Consider the following 22,862-nt stretch of genomic DNA (forward strand, 5'->3'; position numbering starts at 1 on the left):
GAACTAGGAACTTCTCGCCAAGGACGTTGTTAGCTCCACTGCGCGTTTTCGGTAGTTGAATAACATGCTCAAACTGATCACCGCGGTGAGCGTTTCTGCAAAGACTATGCTCGCCCAAATGCCGTCTTGCGGGAAGAACTTAGGCAATAGCAATACACCTAGCGCGACAAACACAAACCCTCGGCATAAGGAAATAAGCGTGGCTTGTTTTGGTTTGGCAATGGCTTGGAACAGGTTGGCAATCACCATGTTTAACCCCATCAAAGGGACGCCGAAGAAATAGAACGTCAGTGCGCTCGCAGCGATTGGGATCAAATCATTTGCGTTCCCCAAGTAAACTGAGGCAATCAGTGGCGCTGACAGCCAGATTCCTAAAAGAAAGACTGTGCCGCTGCCCATGGCTGCTTTCATCCCCAGTTTTAGAATCTCGTCAATGCGTTCTGATCGCCCTGCGCCGTGGTTAAAGCTGATGATTGGCTGACACGCTTGCGCGATACCGACCATCACAAACAGAGCGAATACACCGACATTGGTGGTTAAGCCATAGGCAATGATGTGGCTTTCACCGAATTGGCTGAGCAACACGTAGTTGAACAACACGATGGTCATCGCGGATGTGACTTCGATAAAGAATGTCGGAGTACCGATGCTTAAAATCTCTTTGGTTTTACTTAAACCGATACCTTTCAGGCTGAATTCTAATGAGCCTTTCTTGCGCAAGAAATGAGTCAGCAAAATCAGTGCGATGACTGCTTGAGCAATGGCCGTACCATAAGCTGCGCCTTTCATCCCCATGTTCATCTCGATGATAAACAGGTAATCAAAAGCAAGGTTGGTAATGGCACCAATCGACATCGCATAGGTGGCCAATTTAGGGTTGGTGTCGTTACGCACAAAGCAAGACAACACCCAAGCCAGTGAGTAAAGAACAAAGAAGGGTAGCAGCACGATCAGGTAATCATGAGCAAGCTGAGCCAAGTTGCCTGAAGCGCCCATCAAGGCTATCAATTCATCCAACCAAATGAGAGCGAGCGTCACTGTGATAGTGGATAACAGAGTGGTAATCAACATGGATTGACTGAACCACATCTGGCTGGATTCTGTGTTGCCTTTGCCTATTTCTATCGACATTTTGGCGGCGCCACCAATACCAACCATCATGGCGATGGCAGTAAAAATAGAAAAAGGTGGAATCACCAAGGCAATAGCGCCAAGCCCATCGGGCCCGACGCCTAAACCGATAAATAACGCATCCCCCATGATGAACAGCGATTTAATCACCATTCCAGTGAGCGCTGGCCATAGATACTGATAAAAGGATTTTGAAATGGGATCAGTTTTTAGATTGATAGCCATGGAATAGAAAAATACCCGAATGTGGTGAATTTATGTTCGGGTATTATCAGTACATTCAAGCGTGGCGAAAAGGGATTATCCGCCCATTATATTGCACTATCTAAACATCGGTGACGAAATTCCGCTGGTGTTTCTCCCTTTTGTTTTCGATAGAAGCGGCTGAAATACGCAGGGTCATCAAAGCCCAATTCAAACGCTATGGTCTTGACGGTTTTCGTCGAAAACACCAGTTCTCGATTGGCTTCTAATATGATTCGATCATGAATCAGTTGCGTGACCGTCTTGCCTCTGGCAGCTTTCACTAATTCGTTTAGACGTTTGTTGGTGAGAGCTAAGGTATCGGAGTAGAACTGGCATTTCTTTTGTTCGCGATAGTGCAGTTCGATTAATTCAGTCAACTGCACGATGCGAGCGTCTTTCTGTTCACCTTTCTGGGATGGTGTTTTAGCAAAGCGCAATGCATAGCGTAGAAAGCTGTTGATGAGTGATTCGACAAGGTCCCAATCACAATCCTCTCTTTCACATTCTTCTTTGATTAGGGTGTAAATCGATTCTAGGTAGGGAAAACCCTCGTCGCTGCAATCGAGGTACGGCGGTCGCTCAATCGTAGAAAATACGCTATTCACCAACTGTGTGCTACGTGGATTGGTTTCAGCAAAGCCGGGGCGGAATATCAACATGCGAATGTTACTACCCATGAACTCGGAATGGTGAACCTGTCCTGGTGAAATGGTAAACAAGCGACCAACGCGGTTTTGGTATTCGACGAAGTCGACGCTCTGCGTTCCGCTATTATCCAAGCACCAGACAATCTCCCAGTACTCGTGACGATGCGGTTCGATGTATGGGTCTTCTTGGATGTCCGAAAATTCAAGCGCTCGACACGGCTCACCTAAAATGAGTCGCACTTGTCGGATTGGCGAAATCATATTGCTCATGAGGGCATTCAACAGCTCTTGGGGATTATTATTTCATCATTATGAATCGAATAATCAAGATTGTGCACGGAAATTTTTGTGCTCAGTAGCCGGTGAGTTCCATATAACCAGTCCCAGAATGAGAGCCATCAATACGTACAGGGCCTTCCCAATAAGGTACCGAAAGCGGCATTTTCGCGTTCGGGTTGAGTGCAGAAACGGTTAGCTCGATTTGCTGGTTAGGAATCGACACTTGCCACTGGGTTGGATACTTTCGCCCTTGGATTTCTGTTTGCTTGGTTGCCTCTAACTGAATGTCTTTTGGTGGGATAGCAATGCCAGAGCCGTCTTGCTGCATCAGCCTTGCACTGGAGTAACTGGCTGCTCCGGTTTTGGAATCACGCAATTGGAACACCACCATGCTGGTCTCGTCACTCAACCTTAGGGCAAACCAGTCCCAGCCTTGTTGTGAGTCGAGTAAGAATTGCGAGCTCCACTCTCGATCTATCCAACCTTTGCCCGACACTTGATGGGCCTCACCATCGATAGTGACTTCACCGGAGACTTCAATAAACGGTTGGCTGTAGTAATACGAAGCCACCTGACCATCGGCGCTTTTGGTGCTGTACCCTTGCTCGCCTTGCTTTTGATACGGTGCAGTGCTGGTAAGCGTCAGCGAATAGCCAAACTGTTCGGAGCTCGCCTTCAACGTGGCAGGGAATAGGTCGTTGGTTGAAGAAGTCCACTGCCAATCATCGAGGTAAACACGAAACGGTGAAGTATCGACGCCGGCTAGAGAGGCTTGAGCGCGTGACCATTTTTCATCAGCGTAGTGTTTGTCCGCGGTCGTGACTGCGCTGTGCGCCATGTAGATTTGTTGAGCTTGCCACTCGGTTTTCTTCACGTCATCTTCGCCCGTTGGCGGCGCAGCAGCAAAGCGAAATTGTGTCCATTGGACGCCAAGTGGGTTGCCGTCTTCATCAATTAAGTTAGCGGTTAAGTACCACCACTCATGACGAAAGTTTGGGTGCGCTTGATGGTCTACTGGGAAGGTGAGTTCCACCCCTTTTTCTACGCGTGTGAATAGGTTGCTCTCGCTTTGCGTATCTCCACTGCCCAGTAAAGTGCCCATATTTTGTTGTTGGGGATCTTCACAACCGAACAGGAACAGACTGCTCATGAATAGAGTAAGTGTGCTTGCTAATCGAACCATCACAACACCTCGCTTTGCAAACTGGATACGACAGGCTTACTGACTAATCGCCACAGCGGAATCAAGGTCGCAATCACTGCCACCAAGATGGTGATCGCCGCAATGCTGAGGGCATCACTCCAATTCCACAGATAATTTAAGCTCCAACCAAAAGCGCGCAAGGTGACGATGTCTGTCAGCACATAACCCACCATGGCTCCGAGGGGTAGGGTGATAACCAGAGTAAAACTGACCAAAGCGACGATCTGTCCGACCACCATGGTCATTAATTTAAGACGACTAACACCAAGTGCGTACAGCCTTGCAATAGCGGCTTTGCGCGCGTCGAGCAGCATAAAACAAGCACTGAACAAACCAATCACCGCGACCATCAAAGTTACGCCGTTGAGAGCCCGCGTAATGGCGAAGGTCTGCGAGAAAATATCCAACGCGATGGATTTGATTTGCGCCTGATCGTAGAGTTGACTTGGATGCAGATTCAGTTGCTCGCGCAGTTGCTCGTAGACGATTTGTGGGTCACCCGAGACTTTAATGCCGAGGCTTGTTGGCAGGTCGGTAAATCCGCTCTCTTGCCATAGCTTTGGTGCTAATAAGACTTCACCGTTAGGTGAGCCGTAATCATGGAATACCGCACCCACAAGTAGGTTCTTATTTGGAACGGCATCAAGCGTGAGCGCGCTACCCAGTGATAAACCCAGTTTGACCGCGGTTGGCTCACTGATAGCGACTAACTCACCTTGGTAAAAGCGTGGCCAGAAGTTTTCCAACTGCGATTTGAACACTATGGTTTGTTCTAAGGTGTCTTTGTCTTTGGTACCAAGCAAAATCGGTAAGCCTTGCAGGTTATCGTCGACATAGTATTGCTTGTAGACGGTCTCAACATTGTCAAACTGCTCTAACGCGTGCTCTATATCAGCGATTTCTCCTTGCGCAGGACTGACGTAAATATCGGCGTGCAGCCTTTGTTCTAACCACTGTTTTAGGGTGGACTCGAAGCTACCCACTAGCGTGTTCATCCCCATATTGGCAGTAACGGCGAGTAGCAGCGCCATCATGGCGAGAGAAAGCGGAGAAATCAGCTCGCGCAGCTCAGCAAACAGATACTGCATCAAACCGGAAGTGGTGCGTTTTTCACACCAATTGGCTAATACGCTGAGTGTTTTGGGTAGATACAAAGGAATCGACACCACAAGCACGCCGAGCCACGCCATGGTGAAGCGGTGGTGCTCACTCAGCCATAACCCTGCAAGCGCGAGAGCTGTCAACGCAGCACCTATCACGAACAATTGGTTTTCGTTAGAAGCTTCAGGTGCTTGATAAAATCCGCCATGAGAAGAGAGCGGTTGGCGCACTCGTTGTTTAAAGTGCTGCCAACACGCCAACAGGGTTGCGGCTAACGTGAGCAGCAGCGCTTGAGCCCACCATTGCCACTGCCAAGTGCCGGGCAGCAGTGTCGCGCTATAAAGTTGTTCTAAAGTCAGAGCTACAGTTGGATGCAACCAATGGCTAAGCTGCATGCCCAATACAAAACCGAGGGAAGCGCCGATGGTAACGAGAATCGTGAGTTCAACTAACAGTGCAGAGAACACAATGCTCGGCGCAACACCCGCCTGTTGAATCTGCACTAACAGCCGATTGCGTTTCAGCAAGCTGTATTTTACGCCGTTGTAGGCAATGAACAGCCCGACCAAAAAGGCAAGTAAGCTCATTGCGGTGAGATTGAGATGAAAGCTGTCGGTCAGCGAACCAAGGTCTGTACTTTGATTATTGGAAATCCATTGTCCTTGCTCACCAATCAGCTTCTGCCATTTTGCTTGCGTGTCTTTATTCCCTTTATCACCCGAATGGAAAACTGCAATGTAACTGAGGTGTCCTTGTTTATTGAGCAGTTGCTGGGCAAAACCAATGTCCATCAACATTCGGCTACCTAATTGCCAATCATCGGGTAATACCACCACTTGGGTTGGGATGTCGTCTAGGGTTAGGGTTTCTACCTCCCCTAAGTTTTGATGTTGAGATTGGCTCATCATCACGATTGGCTTGCCGAACAAAAGTTCAGGCAAGGGTAAAGCACTGTCGAACAAAGACAAGTTTTGTTGGTTTTCTGATGAATAGCGCGAACGTGAAGAGATGGCGGCAATCAACTCGCTCCCTTGTACTGACCAACGTCGACCTTGTTCATCTCTCACTCGCCCTTCGATTACAGGTAGCGCTGCGCTGAGTCCGTTTTGTCTAAGGGTGAAGTAGAGCGACTCGGGCAGATAGTTTTGCCCTGCTGGTGGAATAATTAAGTTCTGAGCTTGTGCGCTAAGCTGCTCGGTAGACTCCGCATAACTGCGCTTGGCATTAAGGTTGATGGCTTGCACCGCAACAAATAAGGTCACCGCCAACACGATACCGATCAGAATCGCGGCGGCTTGCAGTGGTGCCTGCCGATAGTGCGCCGCAAACAGATTCAGGGCGAGTCGAGTATGCGTGAATCTGGTATTTTGGAGCTTAGCTTGCTTCATGGCGAAGCTCATGCTTGTTTTGGTGATGACCGCCATGCAACTGACTATTTTCCAAACGCCCATCTTTTAAGCGTAACTGGGTTTGCATAAACCCGGCACATTCAGGGCTGTGTGTCACCAGTAGTACCGCCGTATTGCCTTGGGTGGTGATTTCACTCAGTAATTTCATCACTTCCAAGCCGGCTTTTTGGTCGAGGTTACCTGTGGGTTCATCAGCAAGTAGCAGTTTAGGTTTGTGTGCTAATGCACGTGCAATAGCGACTCGTTGCTGTTGGCCGCCGGATAGGGAAGAAACATGTCTATCGAGCAGTTGGCTGATGCCTAGAGTCTCGACCAAATAGTCGCACCAGTCATTCCATTTCTGTTGATTCAAATTCAGAGGGAAGGCGATGTTTTGCTGCACGTTGAGCGGCGTTAATAGGTTGAATTGCTGGAAGATAACACCGAGTTTTTGGTGTCGAAATCGGCTCCATTGTGGGTCTTTCCAAGCCGCCGTGTTATCACCATCTAACCACAACTCACCTTCGGAAAGTGGCTCAAAGCCAGCGATGACGTTGAGTAAAGTACTTTTGCCGCTGCCACTTGCGCCCGTCAGCGCAACACTCGCTCCTGTGTTCAACGTGAAGTCGACGCCTTCCAACACGCGATGTGTCTCTTTGCCATCGACAAAGCTTTTGCTAGCTCGTTTGAGTGTGACAAGTGGGCTTTCCATTTCCTCTCCCTGTATTCAAAAGGTGTCGTTTCTTTTGGCAATCACTATTGCAGTTAGTTCTCTAGAAACTTTAGACAACAATCAGATAAAAACAGCGATTTACATCGATTTCTTAATAACTTGTACTGAAAAGAAGAGGGAAGAGATTAAATGAGGAGGGATATGACAGGCATTAAAAAAGCCCGAGTCAAACTCGAGCTTTCAAATACATTCAGCGTGGTCAGCTTACACGTAGTACGCTTCAACTTCGCCTTTAAGTTTGATTAGCATTGGGTTACCGAAACGGTCTTTTGCTTTAGGAGAAGCAATTTTTACCCAACCTTCGCTGATGCAGTATTCTTCTACGTCAGTACGCTCTTGGCCGTTGATACGAATACCGATTTGGTGCTCGAAGCATTCTTTGATGAAGAATGGGCTACGTGGGTTACCCGCTAGGCGATCTGGTAGAGCTGGTTTAGCTGTGTCTGTCATTTTGTGTGACCTAAATTCCGTAAAAAGTGCGCTATTGTAGTCAGTGCACTGTGTGTGTTCAAGATATGTTGAGAGTCGATGCGTTGTTTGACTTTCAAGTAACTCCTACAACCCCTTTAAATACTGCGCGTTGGCTGTTGGTTGAATCATGGCATTCAGCGTTTGGACGGTTTGTTCGCTGTGTTCTTCAAGTAGAGCTAAGAACGCGTCAATCAACTCAGGTTTGCTTGCTGAGACTTTCGTTTCGGTCTGGATATCACGCAGATCGATCAACACATCGGTAAACAATTGCGGCAGATCGTGCAGCACTTGCAGGTTTAAGATGTTGTGCTCGCTGTAGATTGAATTGTGGCTGCCTTTTTGTTTTTGCACCAAGTAAGGATTGTCTTTTAAGTTGATGATAGACGTGCGTTTATCACAGCGTTTCAAACAACTTTTGTTGACCTTCACCTTACGGCATCCTTCGGTTTGTTGAAACAAACATTGGCGGCTCGTGAGTAGAGTGTTCGGGTGATAAATGCTGTAGAAGCTGCGCATGTTTTTCGGACGCTTTATGTGACGCACCTGCTTCATATTCAGCTCGTTAGAAACAAACGCGCCACTTGCCGCGAACTCGTCTTGAAGGCATTTAAACGCGTATGAGTTCACCGTGTTCAGTTGTGGGCCTGCCACCCAGCCTAAGCCGAGCTCTTTTGCGATCATGCCGACACCTGAGTTGTTGGTGATCAACAACTCAGGTTGGATGGTTTCCAAAAATACGCGCGCGGCGTGGTAGTCTTCGCCAATCAAAATGGCTGGGAACCAAGGTTTGAGCATTGGGTTGGCTTGGAACAATTCAATCATCGCGCTCAGTTCACCAGACAATCCCATTGGCAATTGATAGTAAACATCAACGTCGTGGTATTCGCACAGCATGGCTTCTTGTGCTGACGAGATCAGAACCGATAATTTTGGCGCACCTTGGCGAGGTTCTGGTTGAGGTAACGTTGGCAGAGTTGGCACATCAATCGACCCTTTCAAGCTGCTGCCGGATACTTGTGTTGAAGTGACATCGAACGACTTAGTTTGCTCTGCCACTTTCTCAATGATCGCGGTTTTGTCATCGTAGAGTTTCTTTTTCACCGCTTGTACATCATCAGCAGACTGGCATTGGTAAACCTTCGAAAAATGCTTTACAGCATGGTCGCGCGGGTTGTCGATGTACATCGCCTTGCCGAAATCACCTTGCAAAAATGCGTTGGAGAAATCACGGTTGAACACCGTGTATAACTCTGTGGTGTCTTCAGAGAGTTCCAAACCCTCGCACAAGCGATCGATTTGCTGGCGCCAATTGTCGACCACGGTATAGACGTAGTGCGATTTCTTGATTCGCCCTTCCACTTTTAATGAATACACGCCAGCATCGGCAAGCGCTTCCAAGTCCCCAAAGGCGGAGTTGTCTTTCATATTGAGTGGGTAGTTGTTGCCTGTTTTGGTCGTTTCGTACTGTTCGCGACAAGGTTGGCTACAGCGTCCACGGTTACCTGATGCGCCATTGCGAGCGGAACTGATGTAGCAAATTCCGGAGAATCCGATGCAGTATGAGCCGTGGACAAACACTTCCATCATTACGTTGTGCTCGCGACCAAATTGCGCCAGATGTTTTATCTCACTGATGTTAAGTTCGCGAGATAAGTTTACTCGGCTTGCGGTGAGCTGGTTGAGAAAGAGGATTTGGCCTTCGTTATGCGTGTTCAGTTGCGTTGAAGCGTGCACATCCAAATCGGGAAAGTGATGTTTGAGAATGTAGGCCAGACCGAGATCTTGTACGATCACGCCATCGATTTTGGTGGTGTTCAGTTGGCTGAGCAAGCGAACAATCGCTGGAATTTCACTTTCTAAAATCAGCACATTCAACGTTAGGAAAATCTTACAGCTGTGCTGATGGGCCAACGTTAACACGCCATTTAAGTTATCTAAGGTGAGGTTGGTCGCTCGGTTACGAGCATTGAAGCGGTCGAGCCCACAGTAAATTGCATCGGCGCCAGCGGCAATGGCGGCTTTGATGGAATCTAAATCACCACCGGGTGCTAATAACTCAAATTGATCGCGTGTCACTACTTTTCTCTTTCTCACTAAAATAGGCTGCAAATGTTACGTATTTCACGCTTTTGATGCTCGGCTAGTTAATGCTTTATTAATCTGAATCAATTTATCCGTGTTACACGGTCGACTCTTGAGTGGGTAGAGTGCAATTCGCGATAGCGGAATCTGACTTCTATAGTTTTCCTACACTTGGTTTTTCTATATCTAGTTTTCGACTCAGAGAGAGGAAGGGACGACAAATGAAAAAAGTAATCATCGGGTTGGTCGTGGCGTTGACGTCATTGAGTGCGTTGGCTGGTGAGGGCGTGGTAACCGTTGCGAGCGCACATTCAGCAAAAGATACGGCGGATAAATTTGTCGCTATCGCGCAAGAAAAAGGGTTGAACGTCTTTGCGCGCATTAACCATCAAGAGAATGCCACGAAAGTCGATATGACGTTGCGACCAACTGAAGTTATCGTGTTTGGAAACCCTAAAGTGGGCACACCACTGATGATCTGTGCGCAGGAGGTGGCGCTCGATTTACCCCAAAAAGTGTTGGTGTATGAAGATGCTGAAGGCAAAACGTGGTTAGCTTACAACGATCCGATGTATTTAAAGCAGCGCCATCATATTGAAGGCTGTGACGAGGTATTGAACAAAATCAGCGGCGTGCTGGGCAATTTAACCCACGCGGCGGCGAAGTAGGGTGCAGTATTAGGGCTGCTTGTTATGTTGAAGAATAAAAAAGCCCCAATGATTGGGGCTTGAATGAAGCGAAGTATGCCGTTTAAAAATAGTGAAAGATCGGCGGTTCATGCATCAAGAAGTTTTGATGGGAGATGTTCCACGCATAGGCGCCTGCTAAGGTAAACACAACATAATCACCAATATCGACATGGGCGACGTGTTGATTGCGTGCCAGCACATCTTTGGGCGTACAAAGCTGGCCGACAAAGGTCGCTTGTGCATGCTGAATTGGGTGAGAAATCTCATGGTGTTGCTCGCTTTTCAGGATGACGAATGGATGGTCATGACTCTGCGCTGCTGGCGTGCGGAAGTGGTGAGTTCCCCCGCGTGCGATGACAAAGTTTTCGCCAAGATTTTGCTTAATATCCAGTACTTCCATCACGTAATAACCGCATGCCGCCGTGATGAAACGTCCGCATTCAAAACGCAGTGTCCAGTCTTGCGCTTGCTCTTTGGCGATGAGGAATTCCAACTTGTCGCAAAACTCCATCCACGGAAAGTGTTGCTCAGGGTTTTGGTAGTTAATGCCCATGCCGCCGCCCAAGTTGATCATTAGCTCACCGAGTTCGAACTCCTGCTGCCACGCCTTCACGACTTGGAAATAGCGCTGCATTAACGCTAAGTGGCGTTCAACATCAAGCTGATGCGACATCAAGTGAAAATGGAAGCCTTTGAGTGACACTTGCGGGAAATCGCGCAGCAACATCAAAGCATTGCTCAGTTCGGACTCGTCCAAGCCAAACGGAGTCGGCTTGCCGCCCATTGCCAACTTGCTGAGCGTGATGTCGCCAATATCGATGTTCATACGCAAAAAGATCGAAGCAGGGCGGTTGAGGCGCTCGGTTAGCGCACCAATGCGTTGCAGCTCAGTGAGGCTTTCGACGTGAATCGCATCGACATCAAGTTCAATCGCTTGTTGCAATTCACTTGGCATTTTTCCTGGGCCACCGAAGATCAATGGTTTATCGAGTTGTTGCTGGTGGAGGTGTGCCAACTCCCCGCCAGATGCCGCTTCAAAACCATCGACATACGGCGCGAGCGTTTTGAGAATCGGGCCCGATGGATTGGCTTTAGCTGCGTAAAATAGCTCGACATTTTTCGGCAAAACGTGACGCAGTTGTTTGATGTGTTCTTCTAAGGCGCTTAGGTCATACACGTACGCGCACAAGGGTTGACTTTGCTGCCGTGCGAGCGTGTGAACTTGTTGGCAAACGTGTGTCGGTAGAGAGAGTGAATTAGACATGTTGCGATCCTTTTTCGTGTTGCTGCCAAGGCGCGGCGACTTGGGTATAGCCCGACTCCTTATCGGCTTTTTGCATCAAACGCGTGGTGAAATTATTTTTGCTTGGGAAGTGACCGCCATTTAGCAACGTTTCTAGTTCCGGTTGTTTTCCATTCACTGATTGCCAATGCACAATGGCACTTTGCACCGCATTCCACAGCGTTTGCTCTAGTGGCTCATCACCTTCTGCGATGAAGAAAATCGCTTCGCTGATGTTGTTGATAAAGGTGCAGTATCCGATGCGATTCCAGCCTTGTTCGCGACTGTAGTAAACCGATTGTCGTGCGCGTTCAGACAAGTCAGTTAATGTTTCTGCTGGCCAGAACTCCGGCAGTAATTTAGTGCCTTCCAAATCACGAATCCAAACACAACACGGCATCTCTTGCTCAAAGCCAATCAGGGTGTTTTGCAAATGCGGCTCAAACGCCACCCCGTGTTTGAAGTAGTAATTAAATACGCCCGGGATCAGGCAATGCAAATAGCGTTCAAACCAAAGTGTCGCGATGTCGGAATAGCGATTTTGCGTAGTACGCGCTTTGTTTTTAAGGCGTTGAGCAATGCGACTGTTGCCGTTATTATCGTAAGCAAACAGAGCGCCAGCGAGGGTTGGTTTCAAGATGTCGACTTCGCTCAGCGAGAAATTTTCGCGATACAAAATCCCAAACGATTCGCGTGCTTTGGTGTTGTCGTCCCAGTTGTGCTCAGCGACACTTTCTAGATTCAACGTGGTGGCGTAAGGCTCTGTCATCACTTTAAATACGGGGTTGTGCAGCTGTTCGTTTTCTCTAATTGGTTTGAGAATCGACGTGAGTTGCACGGCGCTGTCGAGTTCGTACCACGCGTTTTTGCGCACGCAATTGGTTAATCGTACGTTGATGGAGAATTTCGCAAACCAGTCCATGTCAGGGTGGTAGAGGGTACGAACTGAAGAGGTCGGCTGCATCTTTTCACCACCTAAACCCAGTGGCGTGATCTTGCCTTGTTCAATGGCGCGCTTCACGCTTGGGTTACTCAAAATGGTGTAGCTTTCCCAAGGATGACAAGGGTAGAGGGTCTTCCCATTGCTGGTGGCGTGTTGTGGCGCGAGCCGTTGTAGCATGCGCTGCGCAGGGTTAGCTTCTCCGTCGGAACTCAGCACATCAAGTAAGGACGTATCCACTTCAAACCAGTACAACGGGACTTGCGCGCCGACTTCTGGAGAAAACGCCAAGAGATCATCCATGGTGACGCCCGAACGACTTTTCGGGGTCGGATGGAAAGTATGCCCCCAAATCAGAGATTGTTCCGAAGCGATAAATTCGTTGTGATGCGATTTGGGCGCGACGTTGAGAAACTGCTCGGTAACCAGCACGCTATTTTCTAGTTGTTCGATCAGCTCATGGTTAAACGGGATCGCCAATACCTGCTTGAGATAGTTAAGCAAAAGCGTAAGAGTTTGCGTGGCATCCAATTTCGCCCAACCAGATCCCGGCATTTTCGCCCAAGGCAGTTCTGCCAATTTGATTTTGCCCAGTTTGCTCGCGTAGTGAATCGGCAAAACCAGCACGCCATTTTGTTGAGAAAGATGAACGGCTATCCGCTGTTTAGCGGGATAGTTGCGTTTTAACGTTTGGGGTAGCGATGTCGATTGGTAGTGCCATTCCACTTGTTGATTCGGTAGCGCAAATTCACGTAAGTAACAATTAAGAACACCCATTATCGTGTTGAGTTGGGCTTTCTCACGGTTGAGCTGCACCTCATGTGCGCGCAACTCGCTAGTCTGAGAGGATTGAGTTTGTAACATGTTGATTTCCAAATTTTGAGTGGAGAACCAGCGCGATCAAGGTGATTACGCTGACTATCGCAGAAAGTAGGAAAGGAACCTCAAGTAGCCCCAAGCTAGAAATGAAAGAAGCGCAAAATCCCGCTGCCACGCCACCCCATTTGGACATGGCATCAAAGCGAGAAAATACTTTGCCACTGAGTTTGCGATCCAGATTGCTCGCAAGATGCTGATGCAATCCGTGATAACAACACACCATCGCGATGCCGAAGATAATTCTCGCAGCAATGAGTGCGGTTTCGGACGCAATCAAATGCAAGGCAGAGCTCACGGCAAGCAATGCAAACCCAAGCCACAACGTGCGCAGCGGTTGATGGCGATTCAACCCATCTGACAACACGTGAATTTTTCCTGCCAGCAACAGATAGACGCCATGCGGCAGTGCGTACAAAAAACCGATCCATGCGTGGTTAGTGATGCCATATTGCTGCACAAACGGCGAGAAGTAAGGAAAGGTCACCACCATAGAAAACGCAAACCCGAATTGAGCAAAGAAGATCCAACGAATGGCATGCATTGCGTTTTTCTGTGCAACCGGTTTTTCTTGCTGAGGTTCTGAGTTTGGCTTTTCGAGGTTTTGGTCGGCGGGTTTATCCGCTGGCAGTGTTAGCGTGATGCCCATAGCAATTAAAGGCAAAACGCATAACCACAGGTACGCGTTGAGCGGGTTGGTCTCTGACAAGCTCCAGCCGAGCCCAATGGGCGCAACGATCAGCGCCAAGCGAGCAGATAGTTGGGTTTTATTGAGTGACTTGCCGAGTGTTTTGGCTTCTTTAATTTGACTAGATAAGTAGCTGTTCGAGGCGGCCATGGTGCCGCCAAAGGTTCCTTGAACAATAAGACCAAACACAAACATGGCGAGGTTGTCTGCCAAGCCGCACAGCGCAAACCCTGCTGCAAGGCCAAGTTGCGCACGCAAGAGTGAGAGGCGGCGACCGTAGCGATCGGCAAAGTTGCCCCAAAATCGCGCCGCCAACGCAGTACAAAACGTAGGTAGGATAAACAATACCCCTGCCCAGTCCGCATCAATGCTTGCGCCTAACGTTGGCAACACGACGGGTAGAAATAGCGGCATACCTAACGCGGCAAACGCAGCGATAAAGTGGCACAACAACACACTGTAGATGAGTTTGGTCATAATCGTTTAACGTACGCTTTTTTTGATGGCTTCTAAGTAGGCGCGTTGCGCTTCTTCGTTAGAAAGCAGCAAGAAGTTCGGAGCCGACAAACCATAGAACTTATTGATGTCACTCGCGCCGGAGGCTTCTTTCGAGAGCAAACTGCCAGAGCTCAACAAGTACTTGGCGTACAAATCAGGCGCCTCTTGCAGTAACTCGCGTGCCAGTTTTGTCTCTAACCCTTCGCCTTCCAATCGGTTGAGTTGCTCTGCAATGCTTTTGGCCACGATGGCGTAAAGCGATGCTGAAGAGGCAATGCCCTTCGCTGCCATAGATTCTACAATCGCTGCGATATCCAGTTGCAGTGTGATGGTGGTAAACATCTGACCGAGCGCCAATTCATTGTCGACTTTGATGCGTTGGTCGAGCAGTTCATCGCAATCCACTGGAATTGTTTTTGCGCCGTGTTTTTCGGCAGCATGGTCTGTTGCAAAGCGGAAGCGCTCTGGCCAAACTCGCGCCGCGTCGTTGTCTTTCATCGCGAGCGTCATTCTGCCCTGTTGATCAAATGCAACGATGGCGTTTTGCTGGTTGGACTCCAATGCGATGCCATAACGAAGCCACAAGGTGAGGTGCACTTGGCATAATAGATCGACGTAATCTTGGAACCACGCCAGCGTATCTTGTTGATAGTAATGTTCTGCCAAATGTTCTAAGAACAAGCGGTCGTCAGGCATTGGGCTTGCTAGTGCTGCAACCGGAACTAACGCTTTGTCTTCGCAATGAGTAAGTGGGTACTCACGTACGATGTACGCGAAGGTTTTATCCTCGCCGATGTGTCCACCGTGTTTTTCGTTGCAATGGAACAAGCGACTGTTTAAGTCGGCGTCCGTTTGTTCAAGGTGGCTGAGTAGGCGTTCAAACCAGTGGCCGTCATACAGTGTTGAAGGCTTGATTAAGCGAATATTTTTCGTGCCTAGCGATCGCATGATCAGCGGAACCTTGATGTGAATGTGCGGTGCCTCGTTGACGACCACAGTACGAACGGAAAGCGTCGGCGTCACGTCTAGATACGTTAAAGGCGCTTCTATCACACCTTCGGGTAAGGCTTCTAAAGATCGCAGGGTGAGCGGATGTGCAGGGAACAGAACGTGGCTCAGTGCAAAATCAGCAGGAAGCCCCACTTGCTCCATTGTTGGCCAGCAATCAGGTTGTCCGCTGGTTAATGTCACCAGTGATTTTTCAATCGCAATCCAATGCAGAGCAAAGCTTTGTGCGAACTCGGGCGCGTACTTAGCAAGGTCTTCATCGCTCAGGCCAAACTTCGCCCGCGCAGTTGGATAGTACGGGTGGTCAAGGTAAGAAGCGATCTGGTCGGCTAGCAGCAGTTTTTGATGCCAAGAACCAAGCTCGGATATTGGTTGAGAAATGTGGTCTGCATGATGATGAAACGCTTGGTCACACAGCGCTTTGTGTTTCTCTGCACATTCCAGTTCTTGAAGGTATCCCGCCAGCAACTCGTGAGAGCTCTCGTGCGCCAGTGTCGTTAGTAGCGCAATCCACTCTTTGTAATGCTGTTGATGCTCGACTTGGCCATTTTTCTCCACCCACCAACCTGGTGGTGTTTCGTCATTGGCGTGACCGTAGCGCCAGTGCTGCATGTAATACGTTGGCGCAACAGGTAAATACAACGTGAAATCAGAGTTGGCAAATATCAGCCAGACTTGCTCGTCTTGAGGAACAATTACCCCTTTTGGCGCGTCTCTACTGAACTTGGCCTTCGACAAAATGCCAAACATGTCTTCGCGCAAGCAAGTGTCGATCAATCGTTGCGTTAGATACAAAGCGTTGTCATTCATGCTGCCACCTCACGAGTCGGAGCTAGATCGAAATTGCTAAGCGCGTTCTGCAGCGCTTGGTCGAGGTTTCGCCCTGATGGTGAGACAATCGAAATTCGGGCGAGATAATCCTTATTGGAATAACTCTGTTGGAAGTGTTCTCCAGCGGTTTTTAGTACCTGTTGCTGGGTGATGATATCGTCATCGTGTTGGATGAACGACGTCGAACCTCCGTCAATCACACCACTGTGTTCCGCAACTACGTAGTGCACGTGCGCTGACCCATGAATTTGGTAATCGCCGTCCAATCTTCGACCCAGATGCAGACCCAAAATCGTGCTAAACCAACCGAAGGGAGCGAGATTGTTGAGCAAGAATTCGCGGCCATCTCCAATACTGCGGTAGTTAATTTCCACCAGAACCGGGCCATTTTCCGTAATAATAAATTCGCTGTGGCAAACTCCAAAACCAACGCCGAACGCTTTCAGTTGAGCCAAGCAAGCTTCTCGGTGAGCAATGCCGTTTGGTCCGTTCCAGTCTGCGGCGGTTTCGATAAAGTAAGGTGGCTCAGAGAGCGACACATCAAAACCGCCCACGGCGATAAGTTGGTTACCGTCTCCTAAAGTTTCGAGCGTAACCAACGGTCCTTGAAGAAACTGCTCCACCAGAATGGCGGCGTTTGGGTGCTTTTGCCAAAACGCCTCGCAGTAAGCATCGAGCTCGCTTTGGGAGTCACAGCGCTGTACATCTAAACTTGCCACGCCTTCTTTGGGTTTTGCTACGACAGGGAAGGCCATGCCTAATGCCACATTCGAATGGCGATGCAGCAAACAGCTTTGTGTGTTGGGTAAGGATTTTTCATTTAACACTTGTCGAGTTAAGTGTTTGTTTTTGGCCTTTAACGTGACAGACCAATCTTTGGATGGGAGGCCAAAAAATTGCGCGCAGATGGCGGTGGAAGTTTGTAAGTGATCACTATTGCTGAAAATAGCGTCTGGCTTTAATTCATGCTCCGTGATGGTTTCGATGAGTTCTAATGGGTTGAAGACATCACATTCTAGAATGGTATCCGGATTAAAGTGACTATCATGACTCGCCAACTCTAAATGGCTGAGCTTATGGTCGGTGATAAGAACGACGTGAAGGTCCATCGCTTTAGCTGCAGGCACAAAGCCGTGAGTGACTGCATCGTTAACGACATGACTTACGATAATCATCGTAGATTTCATGAGCTTTCCTAATTTTCTAACATTTTCTTCTAACGTTGATAAAGTCGCTCACGGTCGTCTTCCAATGTGCCTCTCTCGAGACGGAGGGCAGAAGTTTTAGTATTTATTGTTATGATATTTGGTTTTTTTTGTTGTTAGTTGTGTTTTTAGGGTAAATAAATATAGAGCATAAAATTAATATTGCAAATAGAAATAATATTTGTTCTTATTTCCATCCGTTGGCTTTATAACAACTAAACGGAATTATGGAATGAATAAATTATTGACCCTGACCCCCTTGGCGGTCGCGATTGGTTCTTCATTAGTAGCACCAAGCGCAGTGGCTTCAGAAGAGACGAACTCAACCCCATCAGCAACTGAAACGATTCAAGTCTTCGGTCATCAGTACGAAGGTTATGCTGAACACATGCCTCAATCAGGCACCAAAACCGATGTGGAATGGCTTGATGTGCCACAAGCGGTATCCGTAGTAACGAAAACAGAAATGCAAGACCGAGGCGCGGTGCGTTTAGTGGATGCGCTAGATGGGGTAGCCGGGGTCAATAACACCTTGGGCGAAGGCAGCCGCGATCAGTTCATGATCCGTGGTTTTGATTCACTCAACGATATGTACCGTGATGGCTTGCGAGATGACGGTACGTTGCAGTCTTACCGCAGCTTAGCGAACGTTGAACGCGTTGAAATTGTGAAAGGCCCTGCGGGTGCTTTGTATGGCCGTGGTTCGGCTGGGGGCATCATCAACTTGGTGACGAAACGCGCTAACGGTGAGAATTTTACTCACGTAAACGGTAGTGTAGGCAGCAACAACCAATATGTTGGTCAGGTCGACAGCTCAATGGCGTTTACAGATAAGGTCAACGGGCGTATTAACTTGGAATACCGTCAAGCCGACTCGTACGTTGATCATGTTGATTCAAACGATTTCTTCATTGCACCGACCATTCGTGTGTTACCAGCGGATGGTCACACCATTGATGTTGACGTGGAATACGCCCATCAAGAATTAGTGCCATATCGTGGTGTGCCATCAAAAAATGGCAAGCCAGTTGATTTGCCAGTAAGCACTTACTTTGGCGGCACAAACGACTATCAGGAGTCAGACAGTCTCCGTATTGCGGTGGATTACGAATGGCGTCTGAATGATCAATGGGTATGGAACAACCGAGCGGCGTTCAACCATATCGAACTTGAGCAAAAAGGCACGCGTCAGGGCAAAGTGACGGGTAATGAAGTGTCTCAAACCGTCAACAACTTTGGTTACGATCCACGTACTACGACCACTTTACAATCTGAGTTGGTTTGGGAAACCAGGGACAATCAATTGATGGTGGGTGCAGATTTCAACCAGATCGATATCGACCTAACGTTGGCAAGTGACAAAACGCTTCCTCCGCAAAATATATACGACCCAGTCGTTGGTCCAACGCCTGATCCGGGCTTTAAGCCATTTCGTGACAATACCACCACCACGACAGGTTTGTATGTGCAAGACGTCTATACGTGGGGCGACCTTTCTTTGATCGGTAACGTGCGTTACGACTCGATGGAGCTCGAACAACAAAAAGCGGGCTCAGATAAGGAAAAGTTGGATGATGACAAAGTCAGCTACCGTGCTGGTTTGGTATACCGCATCAATTCCGACACATCCGTATACGCCAGTTTAGCGCGCTCTTGGCAGTTACCGTACGCTGGTATCTACATCAATCCAAAATTGGCGGAATTCTTCCACACCGACTTAAAAGAGGTGGGTGCGAAAGCGTACCTTTTGGATAACGCATTAATGTTGAATGCGGCACTGTTCCAGATTGATCAAGAGCAACCACAAACTAACGTGGACGGCGATGTGATCGATAAAATTGAAGTGCGTCACCAAGGCATTGAATTAGAGGCTCGCGGCCAAATCACCAAACAGTGGGACATCTCTGTTGGTTACAGCTACTTAGATGCGGAAGACAAAGCCACAGGCAAAAAGCCTAACGATGTATCAGACCACTTGTTCTCTCTTTGGAGCACTTACCAATTGGATGACAACTGGCGTTTAGGCGGTGGTGTGAAGTACGTGGGCGACCGTTACGCAGGTAACGACGAAGCCGTCGCACTTGGCGATTACACAACGGTGGATTTGATGGCGGCGTACACCACTGGTCGTCACAAAATCCAAGCGAACGCTTACAACATTTTGGATGAGAAATACATTCTTGGCGCAACAAACGGCACGTCTGGCTTAAACCAGATTGGCTACGGCGCACCAGCCGAGTTCATGCTCAGCTACGGATATCAGTTCTAGGCTTTTTGTGCGTAGTTAGCGCCTGTTAGCCGATTTTTTCCTCATATTGAGGATGTTTAGCCCCTAGAGCCTACGGGATGTATTCTGCCCGAGGCTCAATTTCTCGCAAAGGAGATCTTAATGTCTTACCAGAATTTGGATGGTAAAGTGCGTGTACGTGCTGGTTTGTCTACCACTTACAGTGTGCTTGCGATTGCAATCGCTTCTGCCACATCCATGAGCGCGGTTGCTGCTCCTGCTAAAAAAGAACAAACTACCACGATGGAAACCGTCGTTGTCACTGGTAGCGTGATTGGTAAATCTGAAATTGAAGACGTCAAAGAGTACCCAGGTGCTCGTACCGTCATTACCCGCGATCAAATCGAGAAAACCGCCGCAGGCTCGATTGATAACGCGCTACAGCGCGTGCCGGGTATTAAAGTTCAGGATGAAAGCGGAACGGGCGTATTGCCTAACATTTCCGTACGTGGTTTGAAAGCAAGCCGTAGTGGTCATGCTCAGTTCTTGATGGATGGTGTACCGCTAACACTTGCGCCATATGGTCACACTGGTCAGTCTATCTTCCCAGCAACACTGTCGATGCTTGATCGTATTGACATTGTACGCGGTGGTGCCGCAGTACAGTACGGCCCAAACAACGTCGGTGGTGTGATCAACTTAGTGACCAAACCGATTCCACACACGTGGCAAACTGAAATCAGTAACCGCCTTACCGTGTTTGATGGCGGTGATGCGCCGCTGAATGATTTTTACCTACGCACGGGCGGCTGGTTAAGCGACACATTTGCACTACAGTTGGAAGGTAACTTCCTAAAAGGTGAAAGCTTCCGTGAACATTCCGATACGGACGTGAAGAACTTCCAAGCCAAAGCACAGTGGCTACTGAGTGACACTCAAGAGATTCAAGCATTCCTGCAACGTTACGATGCTGAAACGCAAATGCCGGGCGCACTTTCGCCACAAGATTACGAGCAAGATCGTCACCAATCGAAACGTCCTTACGATGATTATGAAGGTAAGTCGACGCGCTGGAGTGTTAAGTACATTCACGATTTGCCATTTGCCGACAGTGCCGAGCTAGAAGTGCTAACGTTTGGCCATAAGTCAGAGCGTCTTTTCAAGTGGGGCTTTAACAGCGCGGGTGGCCATTGGGCGGATCCGGCTCTGCCAGCGACGGACGTTCGTACCTCTCCACGTGAATTTACCGTGTATGGTATAGAGCCAAAAATGGCGATGTACTTTGGCGAAGGTAAATCCGTTACTCAAAACTGGATCGTGGGTACCCGTTATGTTAATGAAGACATTGACTACAAACTCACTCAGACTCCAATCGCCGGTGGTGCAACCAGCGTTCCGCGTGATTGGCATCTAGATACGGACGCGTTTGCTGGATACGTTAGCAACGAAATTGGTTTGTTCAATGATACATTGAAGGTAACGCCTGGGTTGCGTGTTGAGTCGGTTCGAATGACGTTTACCGATCGTGGTAAAAAACAAACGGCAGACAACACCGTGACGGAATGGTTGCCAGGTTTGACGGTGGCATACAACTTAACTGACCAGTGGGTGACGTATGCGAACGCGCAAAAATCACTTCGTGCGCCACAAATTGCCTACATCCGAGGTTTGGGTGAAGAAGGTAGCGAACTGGCTTGGAACTACGAAGTCGGCGCGCGTTACACCCAAGATGCGACCAGCTTTAACGCTGCACTTTATCGCATCGACTTTGAAGATCAATTGCAATGGCAAAGCTCAACGCAGACCTTCGATAACATCGGAAAAACACTTCACCAAGGCATAGAGCTTTCTGCTCGTTACGTGCCTGAAGCACTACCTGCACTGAGTTTAGGCGCAAGCTACAACTATCTAGACGCTACGCTTGAAGAAGAAGGCACGAATAAAGGTAATCAACTGCCTTACACCTCTAAGCATCAGCTTGGTTGGGATGCAACCTACGCATTTTACGGCATGGACACCACGCTATCGGGCTTCTACTTTAGTGATTCGTATACCGATAACGCCAACACCAGTGCCGAAGATGCAACTGGCGCAACGGGTAAAGTACCATCTTACATGGTGTGGAATTTCAACTTGGGGACGGATTTATACAAAGACGACAAAGGCAAGTTACGCATGAATGTTGCGGTGAACAACTTGTTTGACGAGGAGTATTACTTCCGCGGGATTGATACAAGCCCAGTTGGTCGGTACCCAGCTCCGGGACGCTCTTACACACTGGATCTGAACTATCAGTTTTAAGCGTTTCGTTCACCGAGTTTGAAAAGAAAAGTCGCCAATTTACCTTGGCGACTTTGCCGATCTTAGGTAATGGAAAACTCTTAGCACTGGAAAAAAGCAAGATGAAAAATAAAAAACAATTTACGATCAAACACTTTTCAACCGTTTTGCTGATGCTGTTGAGCTCAGCTTTGATGTCATTTAGCGCATTTTCTCAGGCGCGCAGCGTGCAAGATGAGCAAGGCACTTTTGAGCTAGAAGCGATACCTCAACGTATTGTGGTTTTAGAATTTTCGTTTGTCGATGCATTAGCGGCAGTCGATGTCTCACCTGTAGGCGTCGCCGATGACAACGATGCCACACGAGTCATTCCTGCTGTTCGTGCCAAGGTTGGTCCTTGGCAATCGGTCGGCATGCGCTCGCAACCGAGTTTAGAGGCGATTGCGGTGCTCAAGCCGGATTTGATCATTGCTGATGCAGAACGTCATCGCGCGATTTATCAAGATTTGCAGCGAATTGCGCCAACTTTGCTGTTAAAAAGCCGTGGTGAGACATATCAAGAAAATCTCGAATCCGCACACAAAATCGGCGTGGCAATTGGCAAACAAGCGAAAATGACACAACGAATTGAGCAGCACAAACAGACAATGGCGGAGTTCAAACAGCATTTTGCAACACAAGAAACCATTCAGTTTGGTGTGGTTTCTGACAAAGGGATGTGGTTGCATAGCCCGGTTTCTTACGCTGGGGGCGTTTTGAGTATGCTGGGCATCCAAAGCCCGCTGGCTCCATCTGAGCAAAAAGCGTATATCCCAACCAGTTTCGAACTTTTACTAAAAACCAACCCTGATTGGTTGTTAGTTGGACTTTACTCTCAACCAAATATTGTGGATGAGTGGCGCAAAAATCCATTGTTTAAGTTGCTAACTGCTGCGAAAAAACAGCAACTTGTTGAGGTTTCTCCTGAACTGTGGTCGTTAAATCGCGGCATGTTGGCTGCGGAAGAAATTGCCCGCAATCTTGAAGCGTTATTGGAGCGCTCATGAGTGCGGCGAT

16 protein-coding genes are annotated in these 22,862 nt (G+C 48.4%); 4 read left to right on the top strand and 12 right to left on the bottom strand.

The annotated features are described in order from the left end of the window. Positions 1-3: 3 nt before the first annotated feature. The 7 genes from R7P80_RS10665 to R7P80_RS10695 all read right to left on the bottom strand — a co-directional run bounded on the left by R7P80_RS10665 (position 4) and on the right by R7P80_RS10695 (position 9,276). Positions 4-1,356 (bottom strand): MATE family efflux transporter, encoded by a 1,353-nt coding sequence (locus R7P80_RS10665; protein ID WP_031778866.1) that lies wholly within the window; start codon positions 1,354-1,356, stop codon positions 4-6. Between the two features lie 86 nt (positions 1,357-1,442). Continuing rightward, on the bottom strand, positions 1,443-2,294 hold the full coding sequence (locus R7P80_RS10670) for a helix-turn-helix domain-containing protein (protein WP_005374678.1): 852 nt from the start codon (positions 2,292-2,294) through the stop codon (positions 1,443-1,445). Positions 2,295-2,376: 82 nt separating this feature from the next. Continuing rightward, positions 2,377-3,486: a lipocalin-like domain-containing protein gene (locus R7P80_RS10675; RefSeq protein WP_005374680.1), complete on the bottom strand. Its 1,110-nt coding sequence runs from the start codon at positions 3,484-3,486 to the stop codon at positions 2,377-2,379. Next, positions 3,486-5,996, bottom strand: a complete 2,511-nt coding sequence (locus R7P80_RS10680; protein ID WP_225491601.1) for an ABC transporter permease — start codon at positions 5,994-5,996, stop codon at positions 3,486-3,488. Before R7P80_RS10680 ends, R7P80_RS10675 begins: the two co-directional genes overlap by 1 nt. Further along, complete coding sequence (locus R7P80_RS10685) at positions 5,983-6,708, bottom strand: ABC transporter ATP-binding protein (protein WP_005374684.1); 726 nt, start codon at positions 6,706-6,708, stop codon at positions 5,983-5,985. Before R7P80_RS10685 ends, R7P80_RS10680 begins: the two co-directional genes overlap by 14 nt. Positions 6,709-6,933: 225 nt before the next feature. Further along, a complete protein-coding gene (locus tag R7P80_RS10690; RefSeq protein WP_005374689.1) occupies positions 6,934-7,179 on the bottom strand; it encodes a DUF3297 family protein in 246 nt (81 codons plus the stop codon). A gap of 105 nt (positions 7,180-7,284) precedes the next feature. Further along, positions 7,285-9,276: a U32 family peptidase gene (locus tag R7P80_RS10695; protein ID WP_005374691.1), complete on the bottom strand. Its 1,992-nt coding sequence runs from the start codon at positions 9,274-9,276 to the stop codon at positions 7,285-7,287. 227 nt (positions 9,277-9,503) lie between these two features. Between R7P80_RS10695 and R7P80_RS10700 the strand changes: the two genes are divergently transcribed. After that, complete coding sequence (locus R7P80_RS10700) at positions 9,504-9,950, top strand: DUF302 domain-containing protein (protein ID WP_225491602.1); 447 nt, start codon at positions 9,504-9,506, stop codon at positions 9,948-9,950. 82 nt (positions 9,951-10,032) lie between these two features. Here R7P80_RS10700 and R7P80_RS10705 read toward each other — a convergent pair whose 3' ends face one another. Genes R7P80_RS10705 through R7P80_RS10725 form a run of 5 tightly spaced genes read right to left on the bottom strand, consistent with a single transcriptional unit; the run spans position 10,033 to position 17,281 of the window. After that, positions 10,033-11,235, bottom strand: coding sequence for a type III PLP-dependent enzyme (locus R7P80_RS10705; RefSeq protein WP_054576551.1), 1,203 nt, complete (start codon positions 11,233-11,235; stop codon positions 10,033-10,035). After that, positions 11,228-13,057: an IucA/IucC family protein gene (locus R7P80_RS10710; protein ID WP_054578600.1), complete on the bottom strand. Its 1,830-nt coding sequence runs from the start codon at positions 13,055-13,057 to the stop codon at positions 11,228-11,230. The genes R7P80_RS10705 and R7P80_RS10710 overlap by 8 nt, the downstream gene beginning before the upstream one ends. After that, positions 13,029-14,234: an MFS transporter gene (locus tag R7P80_RS10715; protein WP_005374702.1), complete on the bottom strand. Its 1,206-nt coding sequence runs from the start codon at positions 14,232-14,234 to the stop codon at positions 13,029-13,031. Before R7P80_RS10715 ends, R7P80_RS10710 begins: the two co-directional genes overlap by 29 nt. Positions 14,235-14,240: 6 nt before the next feature. Next, complete coding sequence (locus tag R7P80_RS10720; RefSeq protein ID WP_065275535.1) at positions 14,241-16,073, bottom strand: IucA/IucC family protein; 1,833 nt, start codon at positions 16,071-16,073, stop codon at positions 14,241-14,243. Then, entirely contained in the window at positions 16,070-17,281 is a 1,212-nt protein-coding gene (locus R7P80_RS10725) for an ATP-grasp domain-containing protein (protein WP_005383468.1), read from the bottom strand. Before R7P80_RS10725 ends, R7P80_RS10720 begins: the two co-directional genes overlap by 4 nt. A 250-nt stretch (positions 17,282-17,531) precedes the next feature. Here R7P80_RS10725 and R7P80_RS10730 point away from each other — a divergent pair, with 250 nt between their 5' ends. The 3 genes from R7P80_RS10730 (at position 17,532) to R7P80_RS10740 (ending at position 22,852) form a co-directional block, all read left to right on the top strand. Then, a complete protein-coding gene (locus tag R7P80_RS10730) occupies positions 17,532-19,568 on the top strand; it encodes a TonB-dependent receptor (RefSeq protein ID WP_115386858.1) in 2,037 nt (678 codons plus the stop codon). A gap of 120 nt (positions 19,569-19,688) precedes the next feature. Beyond that, a complete protein-coding gene (gene pvuA, locus R7P80_RS10735) occupies positions 19,689-21,827 on the top strand; it encodes a TonB-dependent siderophore vibrioferrin receptor PvuA (protein WP_115386857.1) in 2,139 nt (712 codons plus the stop codon). 101 nt (positions 21,828-21,928) lie between these two features. After that, on the top strand, positions 21,929-22,852 hold the full coding sequence (locus R7P80_RS10740) for a Fe(3+) dicitrate ABC transporter substrate-binding protein FecB (RefSeq protein ID WP_025768676.1): 924 nt from the start codon (positions 21,929-21,931) through the stop codon (positions 22,850-22,852). Positions 22,853-22,862 lie beyond the last annotated feature (10 nt).

The organism is Vibrio sp. 2092, from assembly GCF_033339635.1.
GTDB classification, from domain to species: domain Bacteria; phylum Pseudomonadota; class Gammaproteobacteria; order Enterobacterales; family Vibrionaceae; genus Vibrio; species Vibrio alginolyticus.